23 protein-coding genes are annotated in these 24,143 nt (G+C 57.1%); 14 read left to right on the top strand and 9 right to left on the bottom strand.

Going from position 1 to position 24,143, the window contains the following annotated elements; translation table 11 throughout:
* Position 1 precedes the first annotated feature (1 nt).
* Entirely contained in the window at positions 2-784 is a 783-nt protein-coding gene (gene attM, locus F3J29_RS09735) for an AttM family quorum-quenching N-acyl homoserine lactonase (protein WP_166865713.1), read from the bottom strand.
* 144 nt (positions 785-928) lie between these two features.
* Between attM and F3J29_RS09730 the strand changes: the two genes are divergently transcribed.
* The gene (locus tag F3J29_RS09730) at positions 929-1,804 is read left to right on the top strand and encodes a LysR family transcriptional regulator (RefSeq protein WP_166865711.1); all 876 of its coding nucleotides are present in this window, start codon (positions 929-931) and stop codon (positions 1,802-1,804) included.
* 4 nt (positions 1,805-1,808) lie between these two features.
* On the opposite strand, the gene F3J29_RS09725 is transcribed toward F3J29_RS09730, so the two are convergent.
* Positions 1,809-4,115, bottom strand: coding sequence for a molybdopterin-dependent oxidoreductase (locus tag F3J29_RS09725; RefSeq protein ID WP_166865709.1), 2,307 nt, complete (start codon positions 4,113-4,115; stop codon positions 1,809-1,811).
* Between the two features lie 531 nt (positions 4,116-4,646).
* On the opposite strand from F3J29_RS09725, the gene F3J29_RS09720 reads away from it, so the two are divergent.
* The 5 genes from F3J29_RS09720 to F3J29_RS09700 are packed head-to-tail and all read left to right on the top strand — an operon-like array spanning position 4,647 to position 10,110.
* Complete coding sequence (locus F3J29_RS09720) at positions 4,647-5,627, top strand: sugar ABC transporter substrate-binding protein (RefSeq protein WP_166865707.1); 981 nt, start codon at positions 4,647-4,649, stop codon at positions 5,625-5,627.
* A 32-nt stretch (positions 5,628-5,659) separates the two neighbouring features.
* Positions 5,660-7,165 (top strand): sugar ABC transporter ATP-binding protein, encoded by a 1,506-nt coding sequence (locus tag F3J29_RS09715; protein WP_166866655.1) that lies wholly within the window; start codon positions 5,660-5,662, stop codon positions 7,163-7,165.
* Positions 7,162-8,151, top strand: coding sequence for an ABC transporter permease (locus tag F3J29_RS09710; protein WP_166865705.1), 990 nt, complete (start codon positions 7,162-7,164; stop codon positions 8,149-8,151). The genes F3J29_RS09715 and F3J29_RS09710 overlap by 4 nt, the downstream gene beginning before the upstream one ends.
* The gene (locus F3J29_RS09705; protein WP_166865703.1) at positions 8,151-9,158 is read left to right on the top strand and encodes an ABC transporter permease; all 1,008 of its coding nucleotides are present in this window, start codon (positions 8,151-8,153) and stop codon (positions 9,156-9,158) included. The genes F3J29_RS09710 and F3J29_RS09705 overlap by 1 nt, the downstream gene beginning before the upstream one ends.
* 7 nt (positions 9,159-9,165) lie before the next feature.
* Positions 9,166-10,110, top strand: coding sequence for a carbohydrate kinase family protein (locus F3J29_RS09700; protein WP_166865701.1), 945 nt, complete (start codon positions 9,166-9,168; stop codon positions 10,108-10,110).
* 30 nt (positions 10,111-10,140) lie between these two features.
* Here F3J29_RS09700 and F3J29_RS09695 read toward each other — a convergent pair whose 3' ends face one another.
* Genes F3J29_RS09695 through F3J29_RS09685 form a run of 3 tightly spaced genes read right to left on the bottom strand, consistent with a single transcriptional unit; the run spans position 10,141 to position 13,317 of the window.
* Positions 10,141-11,169 carry an NAD(P)-dependent oxidoreductase gene (locus F3J29_RS09695; RefSeq protein WP_166865699.1) on the bottom strand — a complete coding sequence of 343 codons (1,029 nt, stop codon included), beginning with the start codon at positions 11,167-11,169 and terminating at the stop codon, positions 10,141-10,143.
* Complete coding sequence (locus tag F3J29_RS09690; RefSeq protein WP_166865697.1) at positions 11,166-12,662, bottom strand: FGGY-family carbohydrate kinase; 1,497 nt, start codon at positions 12,660-12,662, stop codon at positions 11,166-11,168. Before F3J29_RS09690 ends, F3J29_RS09695 begins: the two co-directional genes overlap by 4 nt.
* Positions 12,663-12,705: 43 nt before the next feature.
* Complete coding sequence (locus F3J29_RS09685; RefSeq protein ID WP_166865695.1) at positions 12,706-13,317, bottom strand: methylthioribulose 1-phosphate dehydratase; 612 nt, start codon at positions 13,315-13,317, stop codon at positions 12,706-12,708.
* A gap of 246 nt (positions 13,318-13,563) precedes the next feature.
* Between F3J29_RS09685 and folE2 the strand changes: the two genes are divergently transcribed.
* From folE2 to F3J29_RS09655, 6 genes are read left to right on the top strand one after another with little or no spacing between them, the layout of a single operon-like run.
* On the top strand, positions 13,564-14,493 hold the full coding sequence (gene folE2 / locus F3J29_RS09680; RefSeq protein ID WP_166865693.1) for a GTP cyclohydrolase FolE2: 930 nt from the start codon (positions 13,564-13,566) through the stop codon (positions 14,491-14,493).
* Complete coding sequence (locus tag F3J29_RS09675) at positions 14,483-15,043, top strand: LbetaH domain-containing protein (protein WP_166865691.1); 561 nt, start codon at positions 14,483-14,485, stop codon at positions 15,041-15,043. The genes folE2 and F3J29_RS09675 overlap by 11 nt, the downstream gene beginning before the upstream one ends.
* A 2-nt stretch (positions 15,044-15,045) precedes the next feature.
* The gene (locus tag F3J29_RS09670; protein WP_166865689.1) at positions 15,046-15,837 is read left to right on the top strand and encodes an ABC transporter ATP-binding protein; all 792 of its coding nucleotides are present in this window, start codon (positions 15,046-15,048) and stop codon (positions 15,835-15,837) included.
* Positions 15,838-15,856: 19 nt separating this feature from the next.
* The gene (locus tag F3J29_RS09665) at positions 15,857-16,807 is read left to right on the top strand and encodes an ABC transporter substrate-binding protein (RefSeq protein WP_166866653.1); all 951 of its coding nucleotides are present in this window, start codon (positions 15,857-15,859) and stop codon (positions 16,805-16,807) included.
* Positions 16,807-17,805, top strand: coding sequence for a FecCD family ABC transporter permease (locus F3J29_RS09660; protein WP_166865687.1), 999 nt, complete (start codon positions 16,807-16,809; stop codon positions 17,803-17,805). Before F3J29_RS09665 ends, F3J29_RS09660 begins: the two co-directional genes overlap by 1 nt.
* 31 nt (positions 17,806-17,836) lie before the next feature.
* Complete coding sequence (locus F3J29_RS09655) at positions 17,837-19,186, top strand: dihydroorotase (protein ID WP_166865685.1); 1,350 nt, start codon at positions 17,837-17,839, stop codon at positions 19,184-19,186.
* Here the strand turns inward: F3J29_RS09655 and F3J29_RS09650 are convergent.
* The 4 genes from F3J29_RS09650 to F3J29_RS09635 form a co-directional block, all read right to left on the bottom strand.
* Positions 19,183-19,332 carry a hypothetical protein gene (locus F3J29_RS09650; RefSeq protein ID WP_166865684.1) on the bottom strand — a complete coding sequence of 50 codons (150 nt, stop codon included), beginning with the start codon at positions 19,330-19,332 and terminating at the stop codon, positions 19,183-19,185. The genes F3J29_RS09655 and F3J29_RS09650 overlap by 4 nt on opposite strands.
* Before the next feature lie 99 nt (positions 19,333-19,431).
* Complete coding sequence (locus F3J29_RS09645; RefSeq protein ID WP_166865682.1) at positions 19,432-20,220, bottom strand: SDR family NAD(P)-dependent oxidoreductase; 789 nt, start codon at positions 20,218-20,220, stop codon at positions 19,432-19,434.
* Between the two features lie 173 nt (positions 20,221-20,393).
* Positions 20,394-20,843 (bottom strand): winged helix-turn-helix transcriptional regulator, encoded by a 450-nt coding sequence (locus tag F3J29_RS09640; RefSeq protein WP_166865679.1) that lies wholly within the window; start codon positions 20,841-20,843, stop codon positions 20,394-20,396.
* A 67-nt stretch (positions 20,844-20,910) separates the two neighbouring features.
* On the bottom strand, positions 20,911-21,813 hold the full coding sequence (locus F3J29_RS09635; RefSeq protein WP_166866651.1) for a LysR family transcriptional regulator: 903 nt from the start codon (positions 21,811-21,813) through the stop codon (positions 20,911-20,913).
* A 74-nt stretch (positions 21,814-21,887) separates the two neighbouring features.
* Between F3J29_RS09635 and F3J29_RS09630 the strand changes: the two genes are divergently transcribed.
* Together F3J29_RS09630 and agp are read left to right on the top strand one after the other, a co-directional pair.
* Entirely contained in the window at positions 21,888-22,769 is an 882-nt protein-coding gene (locus F3J29_RS09630; protein ID WP_166865678.1) for an HARLDQ motif MBL-fold protein, read from the top strand.
* 95 nt (positions 22,770-22,864) lie between these two features.
* A complete protein-coding gene (gene agp / locus F3J29_RS09625; RefSeq protein ID WP_166865676.1) occupies positions 22,865-24,109 on the top strand; it encodes a bifunctional glucose-1-phosphatase/inositol phosphatase in 1,245 nt (414 codons plus the stop codon).
* Positions 24,110-24,143 lie beyond the last annotated feature (34 nt).

Raw genomic sequence — 24,143 nt, 5'->3', positions numbered from 1 at the left:
CTTACTCGTACCACGCCGGTGCCAGCGTAAACTGCGGCCAAACGTCGGGATCGTGGCCGGGAATCAGCCTTGCCCCGTTGCACTCAGTCAGCTGTCTCAATTTTGCCACCGAGCGTGCAGCGTCGCTGGCTGAGGTCATCAAGCCCGGAAGCGCGCGGTCATAAAAATGATCCAGCGTATAGGCCGCATCAATCGCCAGCGTGAATGCCTTGCCGCTGGTGAGCGTCACCAGAAACGACTGATGCCCCGGCGAATGTCCCGGGGTCGAAATGCAGCGCAGCGTCCCGTCGCCGTACAAATCAAAACCGTCTTCATCCAGCAACTGCCAGTTCAGATTCTGGCGGGCAAAATCCTTGCGGCAATAGGCGCCTGCGGTGAACCAGTCCGGCTGAAAGGCATAGTTGTATTCCTGCCGCTGCACGATATGCAATGCATTTGGAAAACGCCCAATCGCGCCGGTGTGGTCAGAGTGCAGGTGGGAAAGTAATACATAGCGAATCTCTTCCGGCGCAATGCCCATCGCACGCAGCTGCGCCACGCATCCCTGTTCTTCGGTCATTAACGGCTGATAATGTTTGACCGTATCTCCCCAGTATGCCCGAGGATCGGCCAGGCCTTCTGCCGCTAGCCCGCCGTCAATAATGGTGTGGCCTTTCGGGTGAGTCAAAAGGAACCAAGGGACGGGGATTTCATAGTGGCTCCCTTCGCCCTGATTCATCCTGATATCGTGATACTTACAGCGTTGAGTGCCGGACTGGAAAAGATAAAGTCTGATCTCTGCCATGATGATATTCCTGATTAGTAAGAGCAGTTGATAACGCCATAAGCCATCAGTTTTATGTAAAATGCACAGGCGCAGTAGATATCTGTTGCTGCTTTCATCTATCGGAAAAACCAATATACTCAGTCCATGGATCTTCTGGCGGCAATGCGAATTTATGTGCGGGTGGTGGAGCGGGGCAGTATGTCCGCCGCCGCGCGCGATATCGGCATCGGACAGCCGGCGGTGAGTGAGAGGATTGAGCGGCTGGAAGCTCACCTTGGCACCCGTCTGCTGCGGCGAAACACGCGCCGAATGTCCCTGACCGACAGCGGAGCGCTATTCTATGAACGCAGTAAAGTCGTGATTTCGGCGGCAGATCTTGCGCTGGCGGTCGTGGATGAGCGGGTGGGGCTAAAAGGGCTGATTCGCATCGCAGCCCCCTTTGGCGCGGGTGAAGAAATTCTGATGCCCGCCTTGCTGAAGCTGAGAGCAAACCATCCCGATCTGAATATTGAGCTGGTTCTGAACGATCGCGTAGTCGATCCGGTGACGGAGGGCGTTGATATTTCACTCAGGCTTGGCGACTCAGGTGAGGGCGATTTCGTGGCACATCCACTGGGCGATGTACGGCGGATTCTGGTGGCTTCCCCGGAGTATTTGGTGCGAAACGGTACGCCAGTTTCCCCCGACGAGCTGATTCACCATGCTTTTGCGCGGGTATCTGGCCTGTTTAACGACAACCGCCTGCCGCTTATTTCACATCATAACCAGATTATCAGCGCCCCGCTGAACGTGGTGTTCAGCGCCAATCACTGGCGGCCGCTCTACACGATGCTGAGGGCGGGTGCCGCGCTCGGCGTGTTGCAATATCCGGTATGTCACCAGGCGCTGGAAAACGGCCAGCTTGTCGCTCTACTGCCGGAATACGCCGTGCCGCCATTTAGCGCTTTTTTACTTTACCCACCAATAAATAAAGCCTCCCGCGAGGTCAGTGCCTGCGTCGCATTCCTGAAAGACACGCTTGCAGAGGCTCTTGCGTAACTTCTCAGGCCACAAACGCGGGAGGATCAAACGCGGTAATCGGCGGGAGTGCCTCGTGCCAAAGCTCAATTTCTACCCGGCAGCTTTGGGCGCTGCAACCCTGACCCAGGCGCGAAGAGCCTCGATCCTCGGTCAACACATTCGGGTTGCCGTGTTTATCTAAAGAGCCCGGCGTGGAAGGATCCATCGGGTCATACCAGGCCCCGGTCGAGATCTGAACCACCCCCGGCAGGATCTGGTTGCTGATGTGAACGCCGGCCAGAATGGCCCCCCGGCCATTAAAGACCTTTACCACTTCCCCTTCCTGGATCCCGCGTTTGTGCGCATCAATCGGGTGCATCCACAGCGGCTCGCGCCCCTGAATTTTTGTGGCCCGGCTCACGCTGCCATGATCGTACTGGCTGTGCAGTCGGGTGCGTGGCTGGCTGGAAAGCAGGTGCAAAGGCCACTGCCTGGCCTGCTGTTGCTGATAAGCGGCCTCTTCTTCATCCCAGAAGGGAAAGCCCGGGCACTCCCGATAGCCGAAACCGGCCACGGTGTCTGAATAAAGCTCAATTTTTCCCGACGGAGTAGAAAGCGGGAATTGTTGCGGATCTGCGCGGAAATCGGCCAGAAAAACTTGTGGCTTAGCGGGCGGGGTGAACTCCAGTTTTCCCTTCTCCCAGAAGGCGTCAAAAGCGGGAAGCTCTACGCCGTCTTCCTGCGCTCTCTCCCGTGAAGATTCATACAGATGAGGCAACCAGTCGGCGGCGGTCCGCCCTTCGCTGAAGGCCTCGTAAAAGCCCAGTTTTTTCGCAAGCGCGCAGAAAATGGTGTAGTCATCCTGCGCTTCCGCGAGGGCCGGGATCTGCTGGCGCATGGCAATCATAAAGCCGTCATGGCTGCCGCTGCCGATATCGTCGCGTTCAAGAGATGTCGTCACCGGCAACACAATGTCGGAAAACTTCGCCTGCGCCGTCCAGTACTGCTCGTGGGCAACGATGGTTTCCGGCCGACGCCAGGCTTCAACCAGGCGGTTGAGATCCTGATGATGATGGAAAGCGTTGCCGCCAGCCCAATAGACGAGGCGAATATCGGGGTAGCGGCAGAGCTTGCCATCAAATTCATATTCGCCGCCGGGATGTAACAACATGTCCGACAGGCGAGCCACGGGAATCGCCGTTTTTATCTTGTTCTCTCCTGCGGGAAGGCGAGGCCCGGAGAAAGGCACGCGCGCAGCACCTGCAAGATTGGTACAGGCATAGCCGAAAGCCAAACCTCCACCAGGCGTACCTATCTGGCCAAGAAGAGAAGTCAGCGCCACGGTTGCCCAGTACGCCTGTTCTCCCTGGCGAGCACGCTGAATGGACCAGGAAATATTGATCATCGTGCGCTTGCCCGCCATGGTACGGGCGAGCGTTAAGATTTGTTCGGCATCAATGCCGGTGATATCTGCCGCCCAGTCAGCGGTTTTAGGCACGCCGTCGTGCTCGCCGAAAAGATAGCGGCGCAGCTGTTCGAAGCCAACGGTGTGGCTATGGATAAAAGCTGCATCGTGCAGAGACTCTGCAATCAATGTATGGCAAAGCGCCAGCAGCAGTGCGGTATCGGTGCCGGGGCGAATCGCCAGCCAGCGGGCGCTTTCTACGGCGCTGAGATCGTTTTGTACCGGACTGATGTTCACGAACTGCACGCCATTTTGCGCCAGACGCTCAAGCCAGTGCTTCAGCATGTGGTCGTTTGCGCCGCCGCCGTTGACCTGAGCATTTCTAAGCGGCAATCCGCCTATGGCCACAAACATCTCACAATGTTCTGCCAGCACGGAGAAATGGGTGTGTTGTTTATGCAGCGGGCTCAACGGGCCAAGAATATGCGGCAGGATCCGTTCTCCGGCCGCGCTGCTGTAGGTATTGGTACTGGCGGTGTAGCCGCCAAAGCCTTTCAGAAAACGATGCAGCTGGCTTTGGGCATGGTGAAAGCGCCCGGCGCTGGCCCAGCCGTAAGAGCCGCCAAAAATCGCTTCATTGCCGCAGCGCTCCTGCACCGAGCGGAGATCGCGTGCCAGCAGATCCAGCGCCTGCTCCCAGCTCACCTCGACAAAAGGCTCTTTCCCTCTGCCTTCGCGTGAGGCCGGGCCGTTTTTCAGGTAGCCGAGACGAACCGCCGGGCGACGGATCCGGGTATTCCCGGTGACGGCATCCACCAGAGACTGGCCGATGCGGGAAGGATTTTTGTCCCACGAGACGGGAGAAACGGCGGCGATACGCTCGCCCTCGGTGGTGATCTGGTAGGTTCCCCAGTGCATTACCGCCAGCTGATGTTCCGCTTTCATGCTTATACCATGCGTTTTCAATAGGGCTAATGCGGCATCATACGGGGAGGTGGGCGCAAAGAGGAAATTCATCCGGCGATGAAAAATCAGGCAAATCGGCAGAACTTTAGCGAATACTGTTTCATTTATATAAGCCGACAGGATTTATAATTAACTGACAAGAATATATCGTCGTTTAATTTTATTTTAAGGGATTTCGTTTCCACTCTAAAAATAATTAACCCGCGATTTTAATGTGGTTGAATTATTTTCTTGTTGTCTGTTTTACATGTGTTTTTTTCATGTTTGTTTACCTCATTCCAAAGTGACTTAATGACATGACTGTGAAAGTATAAGATATATCTATTTTTTATTTTGGCTTGATAATGCTTGTTGTCATGCTGTCGCTTAATGGTCTTTTTTTGCCGGATGCCAGGGCGCTCGCGACATTTATTGCCTCAAATAAGTGTCGCGGAATAAGCCCCTGCTGCCAGGCTGAAACCCGGATCATCAAGCGTAAGTGTGAATAATAACTACAGGATAACTATAGCAATGAAGGGTAAAAAAAGACTTCTGTCTGCCGCTGTTGGCCTGGTGTCACTGGCATCAAGCGCTACTTTCGCCGCAGATACGCTCTCATTACAGGGGAAAACAATCGGGGTTGCCGTCGTAGGAACCCAGCACTTCTGGGATCGTGAAGCCTATAAGGGCGCGACCGAGGAAGTAGAAAAATTGGGCGGCAAGGTTATCGGTGTTGATGGTGGCAGGGACAACCAGGTTCATGCCAATAACCACGATATTCTGCTGTCCCGTAAGGTGGATGCCGTAATCAGTATTTTGGGCGACAGTGCCGTTGAGCCTAAATTTAAAGCATTGCGCGATGCCGGTATTCCAGTCTTTACCGTTGACCATGTTTCTCAGTATTCTGTGAATAACACGACATCTGACAACTACACTTTGGGCTCAACCATTGGCCGCTATATGGCTGATGCGCTTGGCGGCAAAGGTAACGTCGCGGTATTTAATGCCTTCTCTAATTCATTACGCATTTGCGGTATACGTTATGACCAATGGAAATATGTCCTGAAGGACTACCCGGGCATTAAAATTATTCAACCGGAGCTTGCTGAGCAGTTTGCTAACTCGCCGGAGGATGCCCGTAAGAAAACCCTCGAATTACTTAGCCAGTATCCGAAAGGCAAGCTGGATGCTATCCATGTTGCCTGCTGGGACCAGCCGGCTATCGGTATTGTGCAGGCGCTGGAAGAGACCGGACGTGATAAAGATGTGAAGGTCACCGCCATCGACGCCGGTCCGGAAACGCTGGAAATCATGGCAGAAAAAGACAGCCCGCTGGTGGCCAACGTTGCCCAGCAGCCGCACCTGATTGGCCAGACGTCTGCCGAAAACGTGGCACGTTACTTCGCAGGGCAGAAGCTGCCAATTCAGACCTTTATTCCGGTAATCCCGGTGAAAGGCCCGGATGAAGCCAAAGCCGTGTACAAAAAACTGGGTTACGGTGAGCTGAAGTAGTGGACGCGGCAAAAACGCAACGCGGTCTGGTGATGGACCGCATCAGTAAACGATTTGCCAATGTGACCGCGTTAAACGCGGTCACGCTGACGATAGGCCCCGGTGAAATTCACGGGCTTATCGGTGAAAACGGCGCGGGCAAATCCACCTTAATTAAAATTCTTGCCGGGGTTTACCAGGCCGATGGCGGCGTGGCCACGCTTGACGGCGTTCCGCTTCCGCTGGGTAAGCCCGCGGCGATTGAGGCTCAGGGAATACGCGTTATTCATCAGGAACTCAATCTAATCCCACATTTTACCGTTGCTGAGTCGGTGTTTCTGGGGCAGGAATATCGCCGTGCCGGTGGGCTGCTGGACAGCCGCCGTATGCGACAGGCGACGAGAGACTTTTTTCTCCGAACATGGCAACTTGATCTCGACCCTGACCGTCTGATCCGGCAACTGAGCCTGGCCGAGCGTAAGCTGGTGCAAATCGCCAGAGCGTTGATTGACGGCACTGCAAAGCTGGTGGTCTTCGACGAACCTACGGCGCCGCTTGAAGCTCACGAAGCGAGCCTGGTGTCTGACGCTATCCTACGCCTCAAGGCGCAGGGCATCGCGATTCTGTACATCTCCCACTATCTCAACGAAATCGCTGCGCTGTGCGATGCGGGCACCGTGCTGCGCAACGGGGAAGTGGTGGGCTACCCGGATCGCGACCTGCTGCAGAATACCGATGCCGTCATTCATATGATGGTCGGCAGAGAAATTGACCGACTTTATACCCCTCGTCAGCACGAGGCTGATGCCACAGAGGGAGAAACACCGCTGCTTGCCGTGCGTTCGTTGTCTGACGGGCAGCAGCTACGGGACATCAGCTTTGAAATCCGCAAAGGTGAAATTGTCGGCGTGGCAGGGCTACTGGGTGCGGGTAGGGACGTGCTGGTGGATACACTTTACGGACTGAACGCGGCGAAAAAGGGCGAGATCGTCATAGAAGGGCGCTCCCGCCGTATTCGCTCCCCGCGGCAGGCTATCCGGGCCGGTATGGCGCTTGTACCTCGCGATCGCCGTCATCAGGGGTTGATCCTGCCGTTTTCGGCCACCGATAACATCAACCTTGCGTCGCTGCCGGACACGGCAACGTTTGGCTGGGAGCACCGCTCCCGGGCGCTGCAAAAAGCCAGAGACTGGATTGCGCGGCTGAGTATTCGTCCTGCACTCCCGGCGTTGCCTGTGCGCTTTATGAGCGGTGGGAATCAGCAAAAGGTGATTCTTGCCCGCTGGCTGGGGACTGACGCCCGCCTGTTTATTCTTGATGAGCCCACGCTCGGCGTCGATATCGGCGCACGCAGCGATATCTATCAACGCACCCGACAGCTTGCCGAGCAGGGGCGTTCGGTGCTGGTTTCTTCCAGCGACGCGACCGAACTGCTGGGCCTGTGCGACCGTATTCTGGTGATGTGGCGCGGGGAACTGGTGGCGAACTTGCCCACTCAGGGACTGACCCTTGACGCGCTACTGGCAACGATTAACGGTGGACGGGAGCATGCAGCATGATGACTGAAATCCGCCGCTTTGGGGCAGGCCGCTCCGTTGCGTTGTTTGAAAAATTTCCGCTGCTGCTGTTTGTTGGCCTGTTTGTCTGGCTGAGCATTCAATCGCCGTGGTTCCTTAGCTGGCAGAACATCAGCCTGATGCTGGTGCAAAGCGTGCCGCTGGCTATCCTGAGTTTTGGCCTTGTTTGCGTGATTGCTGCCGGAGGAGATGACGTCGTTTCCGGCGGGATCGATCTTTCCCTCCCGGCCATCGCCGTGTTCGGCGTGGCGCTGTTAAGCCTGGGCATGAGCGAATGGCTTACGCCGTGGCCGCTGCTATTGCTGCTGGTGGCGGCGCTGAGTCTGCTGTGCGGGGGCATCAACGCGCTGTTGGTACTGGTTGCCGGACTGCCCCCGCTGCTGGCAACGCTCTCAACCTCGGTGGCCTTTACTGGCCTGACCGATCTGCTGACCGGGCAGCGCCGGATTAGCGTCAGCGACCCGCTGATGGTGGCGTTTCGCGACGGCAGCGTGCTGGGCATTCCTTATGCGCTGGTTTATCTGCTGCTGGTCTTCGTGGGCTTCCAGCTTTTGCTGCATCACACCCGTTTTGGCCAGCATTTGCAGGCGACGGGGGGCAGCAAAGACATGGCGCAGATGTCCGGGCTTAACGTGCGCCGTCTTATTCTCGCGTCCTGGCTTATTGCCGCCGTTGCAGCCGGGCTGGCGGTCTTCCCGCTGCTGGCGCAGGGGTCGGGCAGTTCCAGCGGAACCGCCACGCCTTTACTGATGGAAACGGTGCTGGCGACCTTCCTTGGCGCAGCCTTCTCGCGCCGCCGGGTGGTCACCGTTTGGGGGGCATTACTGGGCGCTATCCTGGTCAATGCCTTGTCTAACGGCCTTGGGCTGCTGGGGGTAAATATTTTCTGGGTGGGCGCAATTAAAGGCGGACTTATTCTCGTGGTGCTGGCGGCTTCAGCCCTGCAGCAGAAAGGAGCCAATAAATAATGAAAGTTTTTTCTGCTCTGGCGGCAACGCTTCCGACCGGTGAATCCGGAAGAAAACCGCTGGCCTGGCTTTCGCGCGCGGGCTTTGCGCTGGTCACGCTGTTTTTCATCGTCCTGTTTAGCTGGTCAAACCCCGTTTTCCTGACGCTGGATAACTGGAGCAATTTGCTTCAGGGCAGCGCCATTCTGCTGATTGTGGCGCTGGCGATGACGCTGATTGTCAGCGCCGGGGCGATCGATCTCTCCGTCGGCGTGGCTATCGACTTTGGCGCCATGCTGGCTTTAATTGCGCTCAAAACCTGGCAGCTTCCCTGGCAGGTGGCTGTGCTGTGCGCCCTGTTGGGCGGCGTGGTGATAGGCCTGGTCAACGCTTTTCTTATCCTCGCCTGCCGCATTAAGCCGTTTCTGGCGACGCTAGGTACCTGGTTTATTGCCAGCAGCGCCGAGCGTATTTACACCGACGGCGGCGGGGCGATTTCCTGGCGGCGCATGGCGCCGGAATATCACGATTTAGCTGTGGGCAATGTTGGCGGGATCCCCACGCCGGTGCTTATCGTGCTGGTGGTCTGGTTCGCCGCCTGGTTACTGACCGAGCGGACGCTGTTTGGTAAGCGGGTGCGTGCGATTGGGCAAAACAGTGAAGCCGCGCGAATCGCCGGGATAGCCGATAAGCGAACCCTGTTCTGGGTGCTGATTGCCGCTTCGGCAATGTGTGCCGTGGGCGGCATTATTTTATCCGCCAACCTGCGTCAGTTCACGCCGCTCGCCGGGCAGTCTTACCTGATGGATGCCATTGCCGCCGTGTTTATCGGCACCGCGTTCCAGCGGCAGGGGCGGGTGAGCATGGGCGGTACCCTGGGCGGCGTGCTGTTCCTCGCGATTATTGATAACGGGCTTAACCTGATGGGGCTGAACTACCTGGTGAAAGAGGCGCTGGTGGGCGTGATCCTGGTGGTGGCGCTGGCCGTTTCATTCTGGCAGGCGCGTCTGCGCCAGCAGCACCGGTGAGGACGTTATGAGCAAATTTGACGCCATTTTTGTGGGCCTGACCATCCTGGATATTGCGGGGCGGCCGGTAGTGGGCATCCCCTCCGGCGGCGGCGTGCAGTTTATTGAGCAAATTCGCCTCAACCCGGCGGGAACCGCCGCCGGGGCTTTAGTGAATGCCGCCAAACTGGGCATTCGCACGTCAACCGTGGCCTGCCTGGGTGAGGACGAAAAAGCCGAGTTTATTCTGGGCAGCTATCGTCGGCTGGGGATTGACTGTTCGCTGATCCAGCGGACGTTGCAAAAAGAGACGTCGGCGACGATTTTGCCCATTCGTCCGAACGGCGAGCGGCCTGCGCTGCACTGCCGGGGCGCATCGGATGAGCTATTCGTCGCTGAGGCTGATTTCGGTCGGGTACTGAATACGCGCTATCTGCACCACGGTGGCACCGGGCTACTTGCTGGCATGGATAGCGGCCAGAGCGCTCGCTTACTGGCCGCGGCGAAAGTGAGGGGCGTCATTACCAGCTTTGATTTAATCGCACCGGATAGCAATACGCTGGCACTCTTACGCCCGCTATTGCCTTATGTGGATTATTTTATGCCTGCGCTCGAAGAGGCCGCGTTTATCTCCGGGCGACAGGCGCCCGCAGAGATTGCCGATTTCTTCCTCGCGCTGGGTGCGAAATGCTGCATTTTTAAAGACAGCGTGCGGGGCTCCTGGCTATTCAGCCGCGAGAAAACCCGGCATTTCCCGGCCTGGAGCGTGATTGCCAGCGACACAACCGGCTGTGGAGACAGCTATTGCGGCGGGTTTATTGCCGCCCTGGCCAGGGGACTTTCGGAGGATGAAGCCTGCCGGGTCGCTTCCGCAACTGCCGCGCTGGTGGCAACCGGATTAGGCTCTGATGCGGGCGTGGTGAACTGGGAACACTTGCAGGATTTTATGGCGACGACGCCGTTGCTGGCATAAAAAAACGGCCCCGAAGGGCCGTTTTTTCTCTTAGCGCCAGGCGTACAGCAGCGGCTCACCAGCCACAAACCGCTGAAGATCGGCGGCAATCATCGCGGTGTGTTTCTGGATACTTTCTCGGGTTGCCCCGGCGATGTGCGGCGTAATGATGACGTTATCCAGCTCGCTGATAAACGGATGATCACGCCACAGCGGCTCCTGGTGGTAGACATCCAGCGCCGCGCCGCCGAGCGGCCCGTGACGCAAGGCTTCGATGAGATCGGCTTCCACCACCACGGAGGCGCGGGAGGTATTGATAAGCTTCGCGCCCGGTTTCATGCTGTGCAGCAGGGACGCGTTGACCAGACCATCGCTGTGTGGCCCGCTGCTTAAATGCAGGCTGACGATGTCTGACTCGCGGAACAACGCGTCGAGCGTGGTTTTATGCAGCCCCGGCTCGTCGATATCTTCGGCAGCGACAAACGGATCCACCACCAAAATATTCATCCCGAAAGCGCGGGCAATGCGCGCCACGCGGCGGCCAATATTGCCGTAGCCAACCAGCCCCAACGTTTTATTGCGCAATTCGCCGCCTTTGAACACTTCATAAGGGCTTTCCGGGCTGACGTCCCAGACCACATCTTTGCGCAGGCCGGACTGGGTTTGCTGCTCGCTTTGGCTTTCGCGGGTAAATGCGCCGCGCTTCAGGGCGGCATGGGATTGTGGAATATGGCGCATCAGGCCGAGCATCAGGCCCAGCGTGAGTTCGGCGGCGGCATCGGCGTTGCGTCCTGGCGTGTAAAGCACGGTGATATTGCGGGTCCGAGCCGCCTGAACATCAATATTCACCGGATTGGCGCGAGTACAGGCAATCACTTTCAGCTTAGGACAGCTGTGGATCACCTCGGCGGTGATGTCGTCATAACTGGTGACAATCACCTCGGCATCGTGGGCGAGGTCGATAATCTGTGCGGTCTGAAGCTTGGGTTTACCGATGGCCCAGCCTTCGACAACCAGCTCACCCAGTTGGCTAAACGGTTCAAGGCTGCCCGCATACTCGGCGGTAAAGACGATTTTCATTGTGCATTATCCTGAGAAAGACGTTGTAAAGCCTGATGCCTCGCCTGCCACACCGGCTGGAGCTGTTCACGCAGCAGGCGGAACACCGGGAACAGCGCCCGGTAGGCGGCATGGGCCTTGGGTTGAGGCTGATAGCGGGTTTGTTCGATAGCCGGATAGTGTTCCAGCGCGCCTACGCTGCGGGCGGCCAGCAGCGCCGCGCCTCTGGCGCTTAGCTCATTAAAGTGGCTGGCAATGACGGTGCGCCCGGTACAGTCGGCGATAATTTGCAGCCAGGTGGCGGAAGCTGCGCCGCCGCCGGTGAGGTAAAGACTGCCCTCACTGGCATAGCCCGTGAGTGAATCCACAATCGCATAAGCCAGCCCTTCAAAAACGGCGCGCTGGAGCGCCGCGCGGGACGTGTGCTGGTCAACGCCAAAGAACCCTGCCCGGGCAGTGGGGCTGTAAAACGGCGCGCGCTCGCCGTTCAGATAAGGCTGCCAGAAAACGCCCCCGCTGCCCGGCGGAATAGCGGCAATCTCACTTTCCAGCGCTACCAGGTCCGGCGTCAGCGAAATGTGCTGCTGCAGCCAGTCGATATTGGGCGTCCCGGCCTGCATCGGGAACAGGTTAATATAGCTGCCCTGTTCGGTATGGGTGACAAAGCGGGTGCCGCTGTTGACGGTTTCGCGCCCGTGGCAAACCACGCCGGTGCAGCAGGTGGTACCGAGAATGGTATAAATATCGCCGTCGTGAATAGCCCCGCAGCCCAGTGCCGCGCTGCACACATCGAGTGCGCCCGCAGCAACCGGTGTCGCGGGCGGCAGGCCGCAAAGCAGCGCGGCGGCTTCACTCAAGCTACCTGCCTGGGCGTCAGGGCGAAGCAGGGGAGGAAAACGCGTTTTCAGGTCATCAATACCCAGAGCCTGCAGAGCGAAATCGGATATCTCGCCGTTTGACTGGTTCAGCAGCGAAGCGCTGGTATCGGTCAGTTCAAGGGCGGCGACCTGCGTCAGGCGAAAGCGAATCCAGTCTTTGGCGAAGAAGATATAGTCGGCGGCGGCCAGGCGTTCGGGCTGATTTCGTTTGAGCCAGCAGAGCTGAAGGCTGGTGTTACACGGCTGCAGCTGAGAGCCTGTTTCATCGAACAGGGCTTTGTCGAGATCCGGATATTGCAATAATTCGTCCATCAGCGCCCGGCTGCGGGTGTCGCTCCAGAGAATGCCCGGGCCTACCGGATCGCCGTTTTTGTCGCTCAGCCAGACACCTTCCCCCTGGCCCGCCAGGCCGATGGCCGTAAGTTTGCCCTGTTGTAATGCCGGGCTGTCGGCCACTTGCCGGAGCGTGCGCACGACGGACAGCCAGAGTTGCTCCATATCCTGCTCGGCGAAGCCCTGTGGGGAAAGCGTGGGAGAGGTGTTTTCTGCCGCGCTGGCGACCGCATGGAAACTGCTGTCAAACAGCACGGCTTTGACCCGTGACGTGCCGATATCAATACCCAGGAAATACTCCATACCTCAACCCTCACGCTAGCGAACAGACACAGGAAGATAACGGTTAATCACGCTCGAACAGGCGGCGCTGCATTTCGCATTCAAACAGGAACTCGAGCCCTTCAAGCTGGCGGCGCGCTTCGGCAACGTCTTTGCCCCAGCAGGTCAGGCCGTGGCCGCGAAGCAGGAAGCCATAGTTAAGCGGCGTCTGTTCGGCATAACGTTCAATGCGTTGCGCCAGCGCGTCGATGTCCTGATCGTTATCGAAGATAGCAATGGGCACCGTATCAAGGTGCGTCTGCTGGCCGGTCAGGGTTTTTTGCATTTCATAGCCGCTGATGTTCAGCGCCGGGCCTTTCTCAATTCGCGACAGCACGGTGGCGTTCACTGTGTGGACGTGAAGCACGACGTTGGTCTCAGGGAAGAGACGATAAACCAGCGTGTGCAGCCCGGTTTCAGCGGAGGGTTTACGCCCCGACGGTGCCTGATTAGTGGCAATGTCTACCTGCAGGAAATCCTCGCGGGTCAGGCTGCCTTTGTCGCGCCCGGATTCACTCAGCCAGCACCACTCGGCATCCTGACGAATGGACATATTGCCGCCGGTCGCCGGTGCCCAGCCTTTAGCGCCAATCCAATGACAGGTGGTGACCAACTGCGCGAGCCTTTCTTGCCACATACGGTATTCCTCAATGCTTTTTAGTTTAACTGTCTAGCCGTCTAAATGGCTGTTTACATGATGCTATCATTGTGTGAACACTCGGGCAACACTTGCCCGGTTATAAGATATATCGAGCCGGTCAGCGGTTTTTCACCGAGTTTTCTCCTGTGACCGGACGGTTTCGCTTTACGGTGAAATGTCGCTTTGCATAAATTGTTTTTGTTATGTTATAACGTAACAAATTCAAGATAAGACGATGGCGATATGACAGTCACCCCAATGTTATGCCCTAAAACACTGCCTGATATTCAGTCACTCAAAAGCCACGCATACGACACGGCTCTGTCCTGGGTTGGCATGGAACAAATCGATCTTCCGGTGGAAGTGGCGGGCCGCCCGCTGACGGCGAAAGTCAACGCCGGGATCAATCTTCTCAGTTCCCCGGAAGCGGAAAAGGGCATTCATATGTCCCGGATCTATCTGCTGCTCGACGAACTAACCCAGGGGGAAATTACACCGGCGGTATTGCGCCGTTTACTGGGGGAATTTTTGGTTTCGCACCAGCGCAGCAGCGACCGCGCCAGCGTAGACATTTCCGGCGAACTGCTGCTGTCGCGCAAATCTTTAACCTCAAACCACTTTGGCTGGAAGGCTTATCCCATCCGTATCCAGGCGGAGCGTGGGGAAGATTTTGCCGTCACGATCCGGGTGGGGATCCCGTATTCATCAACCTGTCCGGCCTCGGCGGCACTGAGCCGCAATCTCGCGCAACAGCAGTTTCATCGGGACTTTGGCTCGCGACATGACGGCGTGTCAGTCGAAGAAATGCTGGCCTGGCTGGGTGAGAAGGGCATGCCGGGCACGCCTCATAGCCAGAGAAGCTGGGCGTGGGTAACCTGCCAGCTGAAGCCGGATGTGACTACGCTGCCGTTTCTGGCGCTTATCGACCTCTGCGAGGCCGCGCTTGGAACGGCAGTGCAAACGGTGGTTAAGCGCAGCGACGAGCAGGCTTTCGCCCAGGCCAACGGCCAAAATTTGATGTTTTGCGAAGATGCCGCTCGCCGCCTGAACAAGGCGATGCTGGACGCGTCTTTTAGCGCCGCTTTTACTCTCCGCGTTGAGCATCAGGAAAGCCTCCATGCGCACAACGCGGTGGCCCGCATTCACTGGACAGGAAATCACCATGTTGCGTAAAAACCCTTCAGGCCATCTGCCTCAGGTTTCTCCCAAAGCGTATATCGACCCCACGGCAGTGATTTGTGGCCGGGTCATTATTCATGACTATGTTTATGTCGGGCCTTACGCGGTGATCCGCGCCGATGAGCTGAACGCCGAAGGCGACATGGATCCTATCGTGATCCATTCCCATTCGAATATTCAGGATGGTGTGGTTATTCACTCGAAAAGCGGGGCGCCGGTGACCATTGGCAGCGGCACGTCGATTGCGCACCGGGCGATTGTGCACGGCCCTTGCCGGGTCGACGAGCGGGTGTTTATCGGCTTTAACAGCGTGCTGTTTAACTGCCACGTACAAACCGGCTGCGTCATTCGCTACAACGCGGTGGTTGATGGGGTGACACTGCCGAAGCAAACGTATATTCCGTCCACCGAGCGCGTAGGGCCAGACTCTGATTTAACCCAATATTCACGGGTGGATCCCGCCTCGGTGCAGTTTTCTGAAGAGGTGGCCAATACCAACGTCAGGCTGGTGGAAGGTTACCAGCTGCTGCGCAACGAGTTCTGAGTATGCCTTTTTCCCTTGCAGAGCCAGAACTCAGCGTTTCCCTGCGGGCGATTGCCCGTCCGCAGGGCACAGCCTGGCCGGTAGCGATTAATTTTCAGCTGCGTAAAGGTGAGCGCCTCAGCGTGATTGGGCCAAACGGCAGCGGCAAAACGTCGCTGCTGCGGGCGCTGAGCCAGGAGCTCAAGGCCGAGGGGGAAATAACGCTGGCGGGCCGCGCCTTAAATAAGCTCAACCCGCTGCTGCGGGCAAAGCTTGTGGCGGTGATGTCGCAAAACGATCTCCCCGATTTGCGTTTGTCCATAGAGGATTATGTCGCGTTAGGCAGGCTCCCGTTTGCCCGTGATATGCCAGAGCCTGAACACCGCTGCATTATTTGTGGGGCGATGAAAGAGGTGGGTGTGCTCGGGCTGCGGCATAAATCGCTGGCCTGCCTGTCCGGCGGGGAAAGGCAGCGCGCAATTCTGGCGCGAACGCTGGCGCAAACCTCCCGGCTGCTGTTACTGGATGAGCCAACTAACCATCTGGACCTGGCTGCGCGGGAAGAGCTGCTGATGCTGGTGAAAGCTCGCGGCACAACGGTTATTGCCGTCTTGCACGATCTCACCTTAATCGAAGGGTTTGCCGACAAGGTGCTTATTTTATCTGCGGGGCAACAGCAGGCTTTTAACGTGCCCGACGCGGCGCTAAATACCGAAACCCTTCGCCCCATTTTTGGCCTCGACAGCTTTACCGTCGACCATCCTGGCCAGCAAGGCAGACGAGTCCGTTTTTTTGAACCTTCCCGCCCACGGTAAATTTTCAGGGATCGCTATGATGTTAAAAATCGCTACCGGCTTCTGGCTGGCTTTTATCTCCTTCGCTGCGTTTGCTTCCGGCTTTCCGGTGACCATCACCAGCTGCGGTAAACCCGTGGTCTTTAACGCGGCACCTAAGCGCGCGGTGATAAACGATCTGAACATGTCGGAGATAGCATTTGCCCTCGATTTGCAGCCGCAGATTGTGGGTCTGACCGGCATCTCCGGCTGGTACAAAATGACGCCTGAATTTAAGCGGCAAATGGGGACGATCCCCGAACTTGCGCCCAAGTATCCCTCGCTTGAAACATTGCTGGCCGTTGAGCCCGATTTCTTTTTCGCAGGCTGGAATTACGGCATGAAAGTTGGGGGGGACGTCACGCCCCAAAGCCTTGCCAAATACGGCATCAAAACCTTTGTGCTCAGCGAAAGCTGTGCGATTTCCGGCGAAAGCAAAACCAAAGCGTCCCTGGATCTGCTCTATAACGATGAGCTTACGCTTGGCAAGATATTTGGTAAGGCAGAGGCTGCTCAAAAGCTGGTTGATGGCTGGAAAGCGCGACTGGCGGCCCTCCCCAAAGCGCAGCCGGGTGCAAGGCCACTCAACGTCTTTGTGTATGACTCCGGGGAAGACAAACCGTTTACCAGCGGAAAATACGCCATGCCGCAGGCCATTATCGAGGCCGCAGGCGGCAAAAACGCCATGGAAGGACTGGACACCAGCTGGGGTACCACCTCCTGGGAAAGCGTGGCGGCCACAGAGCCGGATGTCATCATCCTGCTGGATTACCAGACCGGCGGCGGCGCGGATTCGCTGCGCCAGTTTCTTGAACGGCATCCGCTGATGAAGCTCACCCCGGCGGTAAAACAGCATCGCTACCTCAAGCTGCAGTACGCCGAATTGACGCCAGGTCCGGCAAATATCGCCGCGGTTGAGAAGCTTGCGCACGTTCTGTTCGCGGCACAGTGATGTTTATCGCCTCCCGCTACGGCCGGGCGGTATGCCTGACGGTATTCCTGACCCTGCTGTTTACGGCGCTTAGCTTAACGGAAGGTTCGGTCCGGCTGAGCCTGCATCAAGTGGTGAGCGCGCTTCAACCCACGGCCACGGACATTTCGCCGATGATCCGTGGGATTGTGCTGGACATTCGGTTGCCGAGAACGCTGCTCGCCCTGATGACCGGCGCGGGACTGGCGGTGGTGGGCGCGCTGCTGCAAACGGCCACCCGCAACGAGCTGGCGGACCCTTTTTTATTCGGGCTTTCTTCGGGCGCGTCTGCCGGAGCCGTGCTGGTTTTTACCCGTTTCGGTGGCTTCTTCGGCGTCTGGACGCTACCGGCGGCGGCTTTTGGCGGTGGGTTGCTTTCCTCTGTTGCTGTGCTGTCTTTATTCCAGCTCAAGCGCGAGCGGGGCGCCGAAACGCTGATTATTTGCGGGCTGGCGATCTCTTTCTTGTTCGGGGCGTTAACCAGCTACCTGATATTCGCCGGTGACCAGCGCACGGCCAGCTCGGTTTTATTCTGGTCGCTCGGCGGCCTGGGGCTGGCGCGGTGGGATAACCTGGGATTTGCGCTGGGCGGTTGGCTGCTGCTGGCCGCGTTTTGTCTCCTGAGATGGCGGTCGCTGGATGGGCTGCTCGCGGGCGATCGCACCGCATTTTCACTGGGCATTAACGTCAACCGCCTGCGCACCGAAATTTTTCTATGCTGCGCTTTTTCGACCGCCATTTTCGTCTCACTGACCGGCGTGATTGGCTTTGTCGGGCTGATGGTGCCGCATCTTTGCCGCCATTTTTCCGCCATTAAGCACGCCAGGCTGCTGCCTTTGTGCGCCCTGGCCGGAGCCTGTTTATTGTGCGGCGGCGATCTGGTCAGCCGGGTGCTTGTTGCGCCGCAGGAGCTGCCCATCGGCATTATTACCGCCGGAATTGGCGGGCTGTTTATTGTTGTGATGGTTGCCCGACGCTAGCGCAGCCTTTTTAAGCCGGAGAGAATGACTGATGAAACCCCTGTTACTGACCAACGCGCTGATGATAAATGAGGACAGGCGCTATCAAGGCGACCTGCTCATCGTGGATGGGCGAATTGAAAAAATAGCCGCTGCGATCCCGGCTCGTTCAACGTGGAATGTGCGCGATCTTGCCGGGAAATGGCTGCTGCCTGGCATGATTGACGATCAGGTGCATTTTCGCGAACCGGGGTTGATGCATAAGGGTACGATAGCCAGCGAGTCACGCGCGGCGGTGATGGGCGGGATCACCAGCTATATGGAAATGCCCAACGTTTCGCCGCCAACCACCACCAGACTGGCGCTGGAAGGTAAATTTCAGCGGGCTTCCGAATGTTCACTGGCGAATTACAGTTTCTATTTCGGCGCCACCAATGACAACCTGGAAGAACTTAAGGCGCTGCCAGCCGATGCGGCCTGCGGTGTAAAAGTGTTTATGGGGGCCTCCACCGGCAACATGCTGGTGGATGATGAACGCATTCTGGAGGCGATTTTCCAGCATGCACCTGGGCTGGTGGCCACGCATTGCGAAGATACGCCGACTATCAAACGTAATGAGGCGCTGTGGCGGGAGCGATATGGGGAGCAGATCCCGGCCGCAGAACACGCGGCCATTCGCTCGGTTGAGGCCTGCCTGCTTTCATCTTCCCGGGCGGTTGCGCTGGCGAAAAAGCACGGCACGCGGCTGCATGTGCTGCATATCACCACGGCGGATGAGCTGGCGCTGTTTGAACCCGCGTCCACGCTTGATGCCTTACGCAGAAAAACGATCACGGCGGAAGCCTGTATTCATCATCTCTATTTCAATCAGGATGATTACGCGGCGCTGGGGCACAGGCTGAAGTGCAACCCGTCGGTGAAGGGCGTGGCACACCAGCGGGCGCTATGGCAGGCGATTAAGACGGGCGTGATTGATATTATTGCGACTGACCATGCGCCGCATTTGCTGGCGGAAAAGCAGAATGATTATTTCTCGGCTCCGTCGGGATTGCCGCTGGTGCAGCACGCGCTGCCTGCGCTGCTTGATATGTGTGCCAGAGGTATTTTTACGCCTGAACTTATCGTCAGAAAAACCAGTCATGCGGTCGCCGAGCGTTTTCAGATTAAAGATCGTGGCTATATCCGGGAAGGTTACTGGGCCGATCTGGCGGTGATCAACCCCTGGAAACGCGCCAGTATTGAGGGCGGCAGTATTGCCTACAAATGCGGCTGGTCCCCCTTCGAAGGGCACACCTTGCAGGGCGGCGTGGTTGAAAACACGCTGGTGAACGGGCACCTCATCTGGGACGGCGAGTCCGTTGCCGAGGGCATTTACGGTCAGGCGCTGGCGTTTAACCGCTAACGTTCGCGAGGTTTGAACAGATCTTCGATGTAGTGCATCAGCTCTGACATTTGTTGCAGGATATTGGCGCTGTCCAGGATCAGCGCTCCCCAGAGCACAATCAGCGCAGAAACCATGCCGGTGGCTGAAGAGTAAAACAGTTTCATCACAGCATCATATTGGCAGGAATTTGCCTCATTATAGCGAGACATGGCGGCCTGTCAGTAAATGATGGGCAGATGCCGGCGGACATCTGCCCTGGTTAATTAGCGCGCGTAGCGAGGCGCTGGCTGCCCAACTGCCGCGGCATCAAACATCGCCTGCGCCGTGGTGGCGTAGGTTTCCCACAGGCTGAGATCGTGCAATGGTGGGATGGTAACCGCTTCCCCGCTGTCCAGCCCTGCCAGAGCGGAATCGACTAAATCATCTACTTTCATGACTGCACCTGCCGGCAATGAGTCCACCGACACGCCAGCCCGATCCCAAATTTCCGTAGCCGTAGCCGCAGGCAGCACCGCCTGAATACGAATGCCGGTTCCGGCTGCTTCAGCCTGCAGTACTTTTGTCAGGTTCAAAACATAGCCTTTTGTGCCGCTGTATACCGCGCTGCCCACCCAGCTTTGCACCGCCAGAATTGAGGAGATGTTGATCAGCGTGCCGCTGTTCTTTTGCTGGAAATTAAGCAGGGCGGCATGGCTAAGGCGAGTTAACGCCGTGATGTTCAGCGTGATAAGCGCCTGATGCTGTTCCACGCTGGCGGCGGTAAAGGCTGCGCTGTGGGCGGTGCCCGCGTTATTAATCAGCACGCTGATGCGAGGATCTTTCAGGGCTTCCTCAACGGCGGTAATGTCCGGGTCGTTAACCAGATCGGCTTTTAGCGTAGTTACGGTTATGCCATGGCGGGCTTCAAGCTTCGTGGCCAGATCGCGCAGGCGATCTTCGCGTCGGGCAACCAGCAGTAAATCAAAACCTCGGGCCGCAAAACGATCGGCATAAACCGCACCAATCCCGGAAGACGCACCGGTAATCACCGCAATAGAACGAGAGTTAGCCATAAAACACCTCACGAAAAATAGAGTTAAGATATTTTGGTTTCATAATAAAACCATTTCCTGAATGTAAGATCGTTGGTTTTATTATGCAACCAAAATGGAGGGTGTTTTTTCTTTATGCGCAGGAATTGCTAAAGGGAATATTAATAACTATCTGAATAACAGATAGTTATTTGTCAGGAGGAAGGGCGTGCCTGGGTGATGATTTCGTCCGGCTTTAGCTCACGGCCATCTTCGGCCTGCAGGGTCAGCTTGCGGATAGGGCGATGCTGCTGGCTGTCGACGAGGACGCTGCGTGTCTCATTTTTGGCGTAAAGGTTTTCGCAGCCCCATTGTGAAAGGGCCGCTAAAACGGTCTGCAGCGCACGGCCTTTTTCCGTCAGCACATATTCGTTCCAGGCGCTGCCGTCCGAGGCCGGGCGAAGCTCAAAAATACCGTTATCGACGAGCTGTTTCAGGCGAACGGTCAGCATATTTTTGGCGATGCCGAGGTTTTTTTGGAACTCGCCGAAACGAGACATGCCGTTCAGCGCATCACGCACGATCAGCAACGACCACCAGTCGCCGATCACGTCCAGCGTGCGGGCAACCGAACAGACGCTGTCTTCAAGGCTTTTACGTTTCATTATTCCTCCTGATGGGCTTGCTGGGTTCTATTATAAAACTTTTTGTGTGAGAGGCTGAGCGGTAATTTCAATGATACCAGGCGGCAAGCGTGCGTTGCAGGCAGTCTATCAGGCGCTGCTTCCATGCCACGGTGGAGGTCCGGTACTGCAAAAACAGGCTGCCAATAGCCTGGTCGCCGGACAGCGGCAGCGTAAAAAGCTGGGTTTTGTCATTCAGGGTATCAAACCACGGGGCGGGCACAATTGCCATCAGCGGAGCGTGACGTAAGGCGGGTGCAAGCTGGCCGTAGTCGCTACAGGTAAAGGCCAGGCGTCGTCCGAGCCCGGCACGCGCCTGCTGGCGATCGAGCTCGTTAATGTCCTGCGGCCAGGGGTGGCAGTAGAAATGATCAAACTGAGCCAGCTCGTCAAAGGCCAGCGCTTCATGCCCGCGAAGTCTCGAGAACAGCGGCTGGCCGAAAACGGCGATAAGCCGCGTGCTGCCTACCCGTTCATAATGCAGGGCGCTGATGTTTTTTTGATGATCGCCAATCGCAATCAGCAAATCTATTCTGCCCTCCAGCAGCTCATCCCGCCACGCCCGCCGTTCAAACGTCAGGCATTCAATCATGGCGCCTGCCTGATGCCCTTTGCGGGCGAGTTCCGGCGTGAGTAACACGTTCAGGGCCGGGGGGAGAACCAGACGAAAACGACGCGCCTCGGCGTGCTCTTCGCCAAATAACTCTTCGTTCAGGGACACAAAGAGTGGGATAAGGCGTTCTTTAATGCTGAGCGCATAAGCTGTGGGAACTTGGGTATTGCCGTCCCGGCGAAAAAGCGGATCGCCCAGCGCGTCACGCAGGCGGGCGAGCGCGTGGCTGACGGCGGACGGGCTAAGCGCCAGCTTTTGCGCCGTTCGGCTGGTTGAGCCGGTGGTTAACATGACGTACAGCACCTTCAAAAGATTCATGTCTAATTGCAGGATATTCACGCTATAAATTCTCAATTGCATCGGGCTAAATTGCCCGGCAGTATACTGCGCCTCCTGACAAAAAGGAGCCACCTGTGAACCGTTATAGTCTGTTGTTTACCTGTATGATTTCAGTCTTCTCTGCTGGCAGTCCTGCGGCATTAAATCCAGCCCAACCGCTGTCTGCCGCGCCGCCTTATTCGCTGTTTGAAGGCTGGGCCAAACCGGTTAAACCCTTCCGCATGGCGGACAATGTCTGGTATGTCGGCACCGAAAATCTCTCATCCATCCTGATTACCACGCCTGAGGGGCATATTCTCGTTGACGGCGCGCTCGATGCCAGCGCCAGGGGCATCAAAGAGAATATTGCTTCTCTGGGGTTTGACCTTCGCGACGTGCGTTTCATTCTCAACAGCCATGCCCGGCTGGATCAGGCCGGAGGCATAGCCAAACTGAAAAAGTGGAGCGGGGCGAAGCTGGTTGCCAGCAGGGCGAATGCCGATCAGATGGCGCGGGGAGGAAAAGAGGACTTTGCGCTGGGCGACGCGCTGCCTTTCCCGCCGGTAACGACGGATAAAATTATTCATGACCGTGAGACGTTAACGGTGGGCTGCGTGACCGCGACGGCGCTGCTGACGCCAGGGCATCTGCCGGGCAGTACGTCATGGCTGTTTACGCTGCCAGGCGGGCACACGCTTATCTATGCCGACAGCCTCGCCACGCCGGACTATTATCTGGTGGCGAACAAGAATTACCCGACGCTGGTGAACGACATCCGCCACAGTTTTGCCACGCTCGCGGCACAAAAAGTGGATATTTTTGTGGCGAACAAAGGGGAACGCTTTGGCCTGGCAGAGAAATATTCCCTGCTTGCCGCCGGAGATAGCAACGCCTTTATCGACAGAGACGGGTTACAACGCTATGTGGATCTCTCTCGCCAGCGCTTTGAAGCGCAGCTGAAACAACAAACGGAATAATAGGGCTTTTTGCGATCCGCCAGGCAGGTCGGCTGTCATTTTTCTGTCACAATATATTCTTCACATTTTATTAATCACTCCCTGAGGAATAAGTAATGAAGAAAAAAATTGTTGCCTCATTGCTGGCCGCCGTCTGCCTTGCCCCAGGCCTGGCGAAAGCGGACACCGTGCCGGACGGCTACCAGCTGCAGCAGGTTTTGCTGATGAGCCGTCATAACCTGCGTGCGCCGCTGGCCAACAACGGCAGCGTGCTTGAGCAGTCAACCGCTCAGGCATGGCCGGAGTGGGATGTGCCGGGCGGGCAGCTCACCACCAAAGGCGGAGTGCTGGAAGTGTACATGGGGCATTATATGCGTGAATGGCTGGCGAGCCAGAATCTGGTGACCAGCGGCGAATGCCCGGCGCCGGAAAGCGTTTATGCCTACGCCAACAGCCTCCAGCGCACCGTTGCTACCGCGCAATTCTTCATTACCGGCGCTTTCCCGGGCTGCGATGTGCCGGTACATCATCAGGAAAAAATGGGCACTATGGATCCGGTGTTCAACCCGGTGATCGTCAACGACTCGCCGGAGTTTAAAGCCAAAGCCGTTCAGGCGATGGAAAAACAACGGGCTGAATACAAGCTGGCCGACAGCTATAAACTGCTGGAGCACATCGTTGACTATAAAAACTCGCCCACCTGCAAAGAAAAGCAGCAGTGTGAGCTGAACGGGCCCAAAGACGTCTTTAGCGCCAATGCGACTCAGGAGCCGGGCGTTAACGGTTCCCTGAAGGTGGGCAATGCCCTGGTCGATGCGTTCACGCTGCAATATTATGAAGGTTTCCCGATGGACCAGGTCGCGTGGGGAAAAATCAAAACGGCTGAACAGTGGCGCGTGCTTTCCCAGCTTAAAAATAGCTACCAGGACACGCTATTTACTTCCCCGGAAGTGGCCCGCAACGTTGCGGCTCCGCTGGTGAAATACATTCAGAACGCGTTAACGTCAAAAGAAGCCGCTTTAGGGCCGAAAGTGACGCTGATGGTGGGACATGATTCGAATATTGCGTCGCTGCTGACCGCGCTGCAGTTCAAGCCTTATCAGCTGCCGGGGCAGTATGAGCGTACCCCGATTGGCGGCAATATTCTGTTCCAGCGCTGGCATGATAAGACCAACAACCGCGACCTGCTGAAAGTGGAATACGTTTACCAGAGCGCCGAACAGCTGCGCAATGGCGATGTGTTAACCCTGAAGCATCCGCCAAAACGCGTCACGCTGGAGCTGGAAGGCTGCCCGACGGACACCAACGGTTACTGTGCATGGGATAAGTTTAGCGACGTGCTGAATAACGCCGTGAAGTAAGAAGAGGCTGCCCCCGAAAGGGGGCAGCGGAGAA

The sequence above is a fragment of the Enterobacter sp. Cy-643 genome, from assembly GCF_011752815.1.
In the GTDB taxonomy this organism is placed as follows: Bacteria; Pseudomonadota; Gammaproteobacteria; order Enterobacterales; family Enterobacteriaceae; genus Cedecea.
The sequence above is the reverse complement of the archived record's forward strand: the minus strand, read 5'-3'. Positions and strand labels throughout refer to the sequence as shown.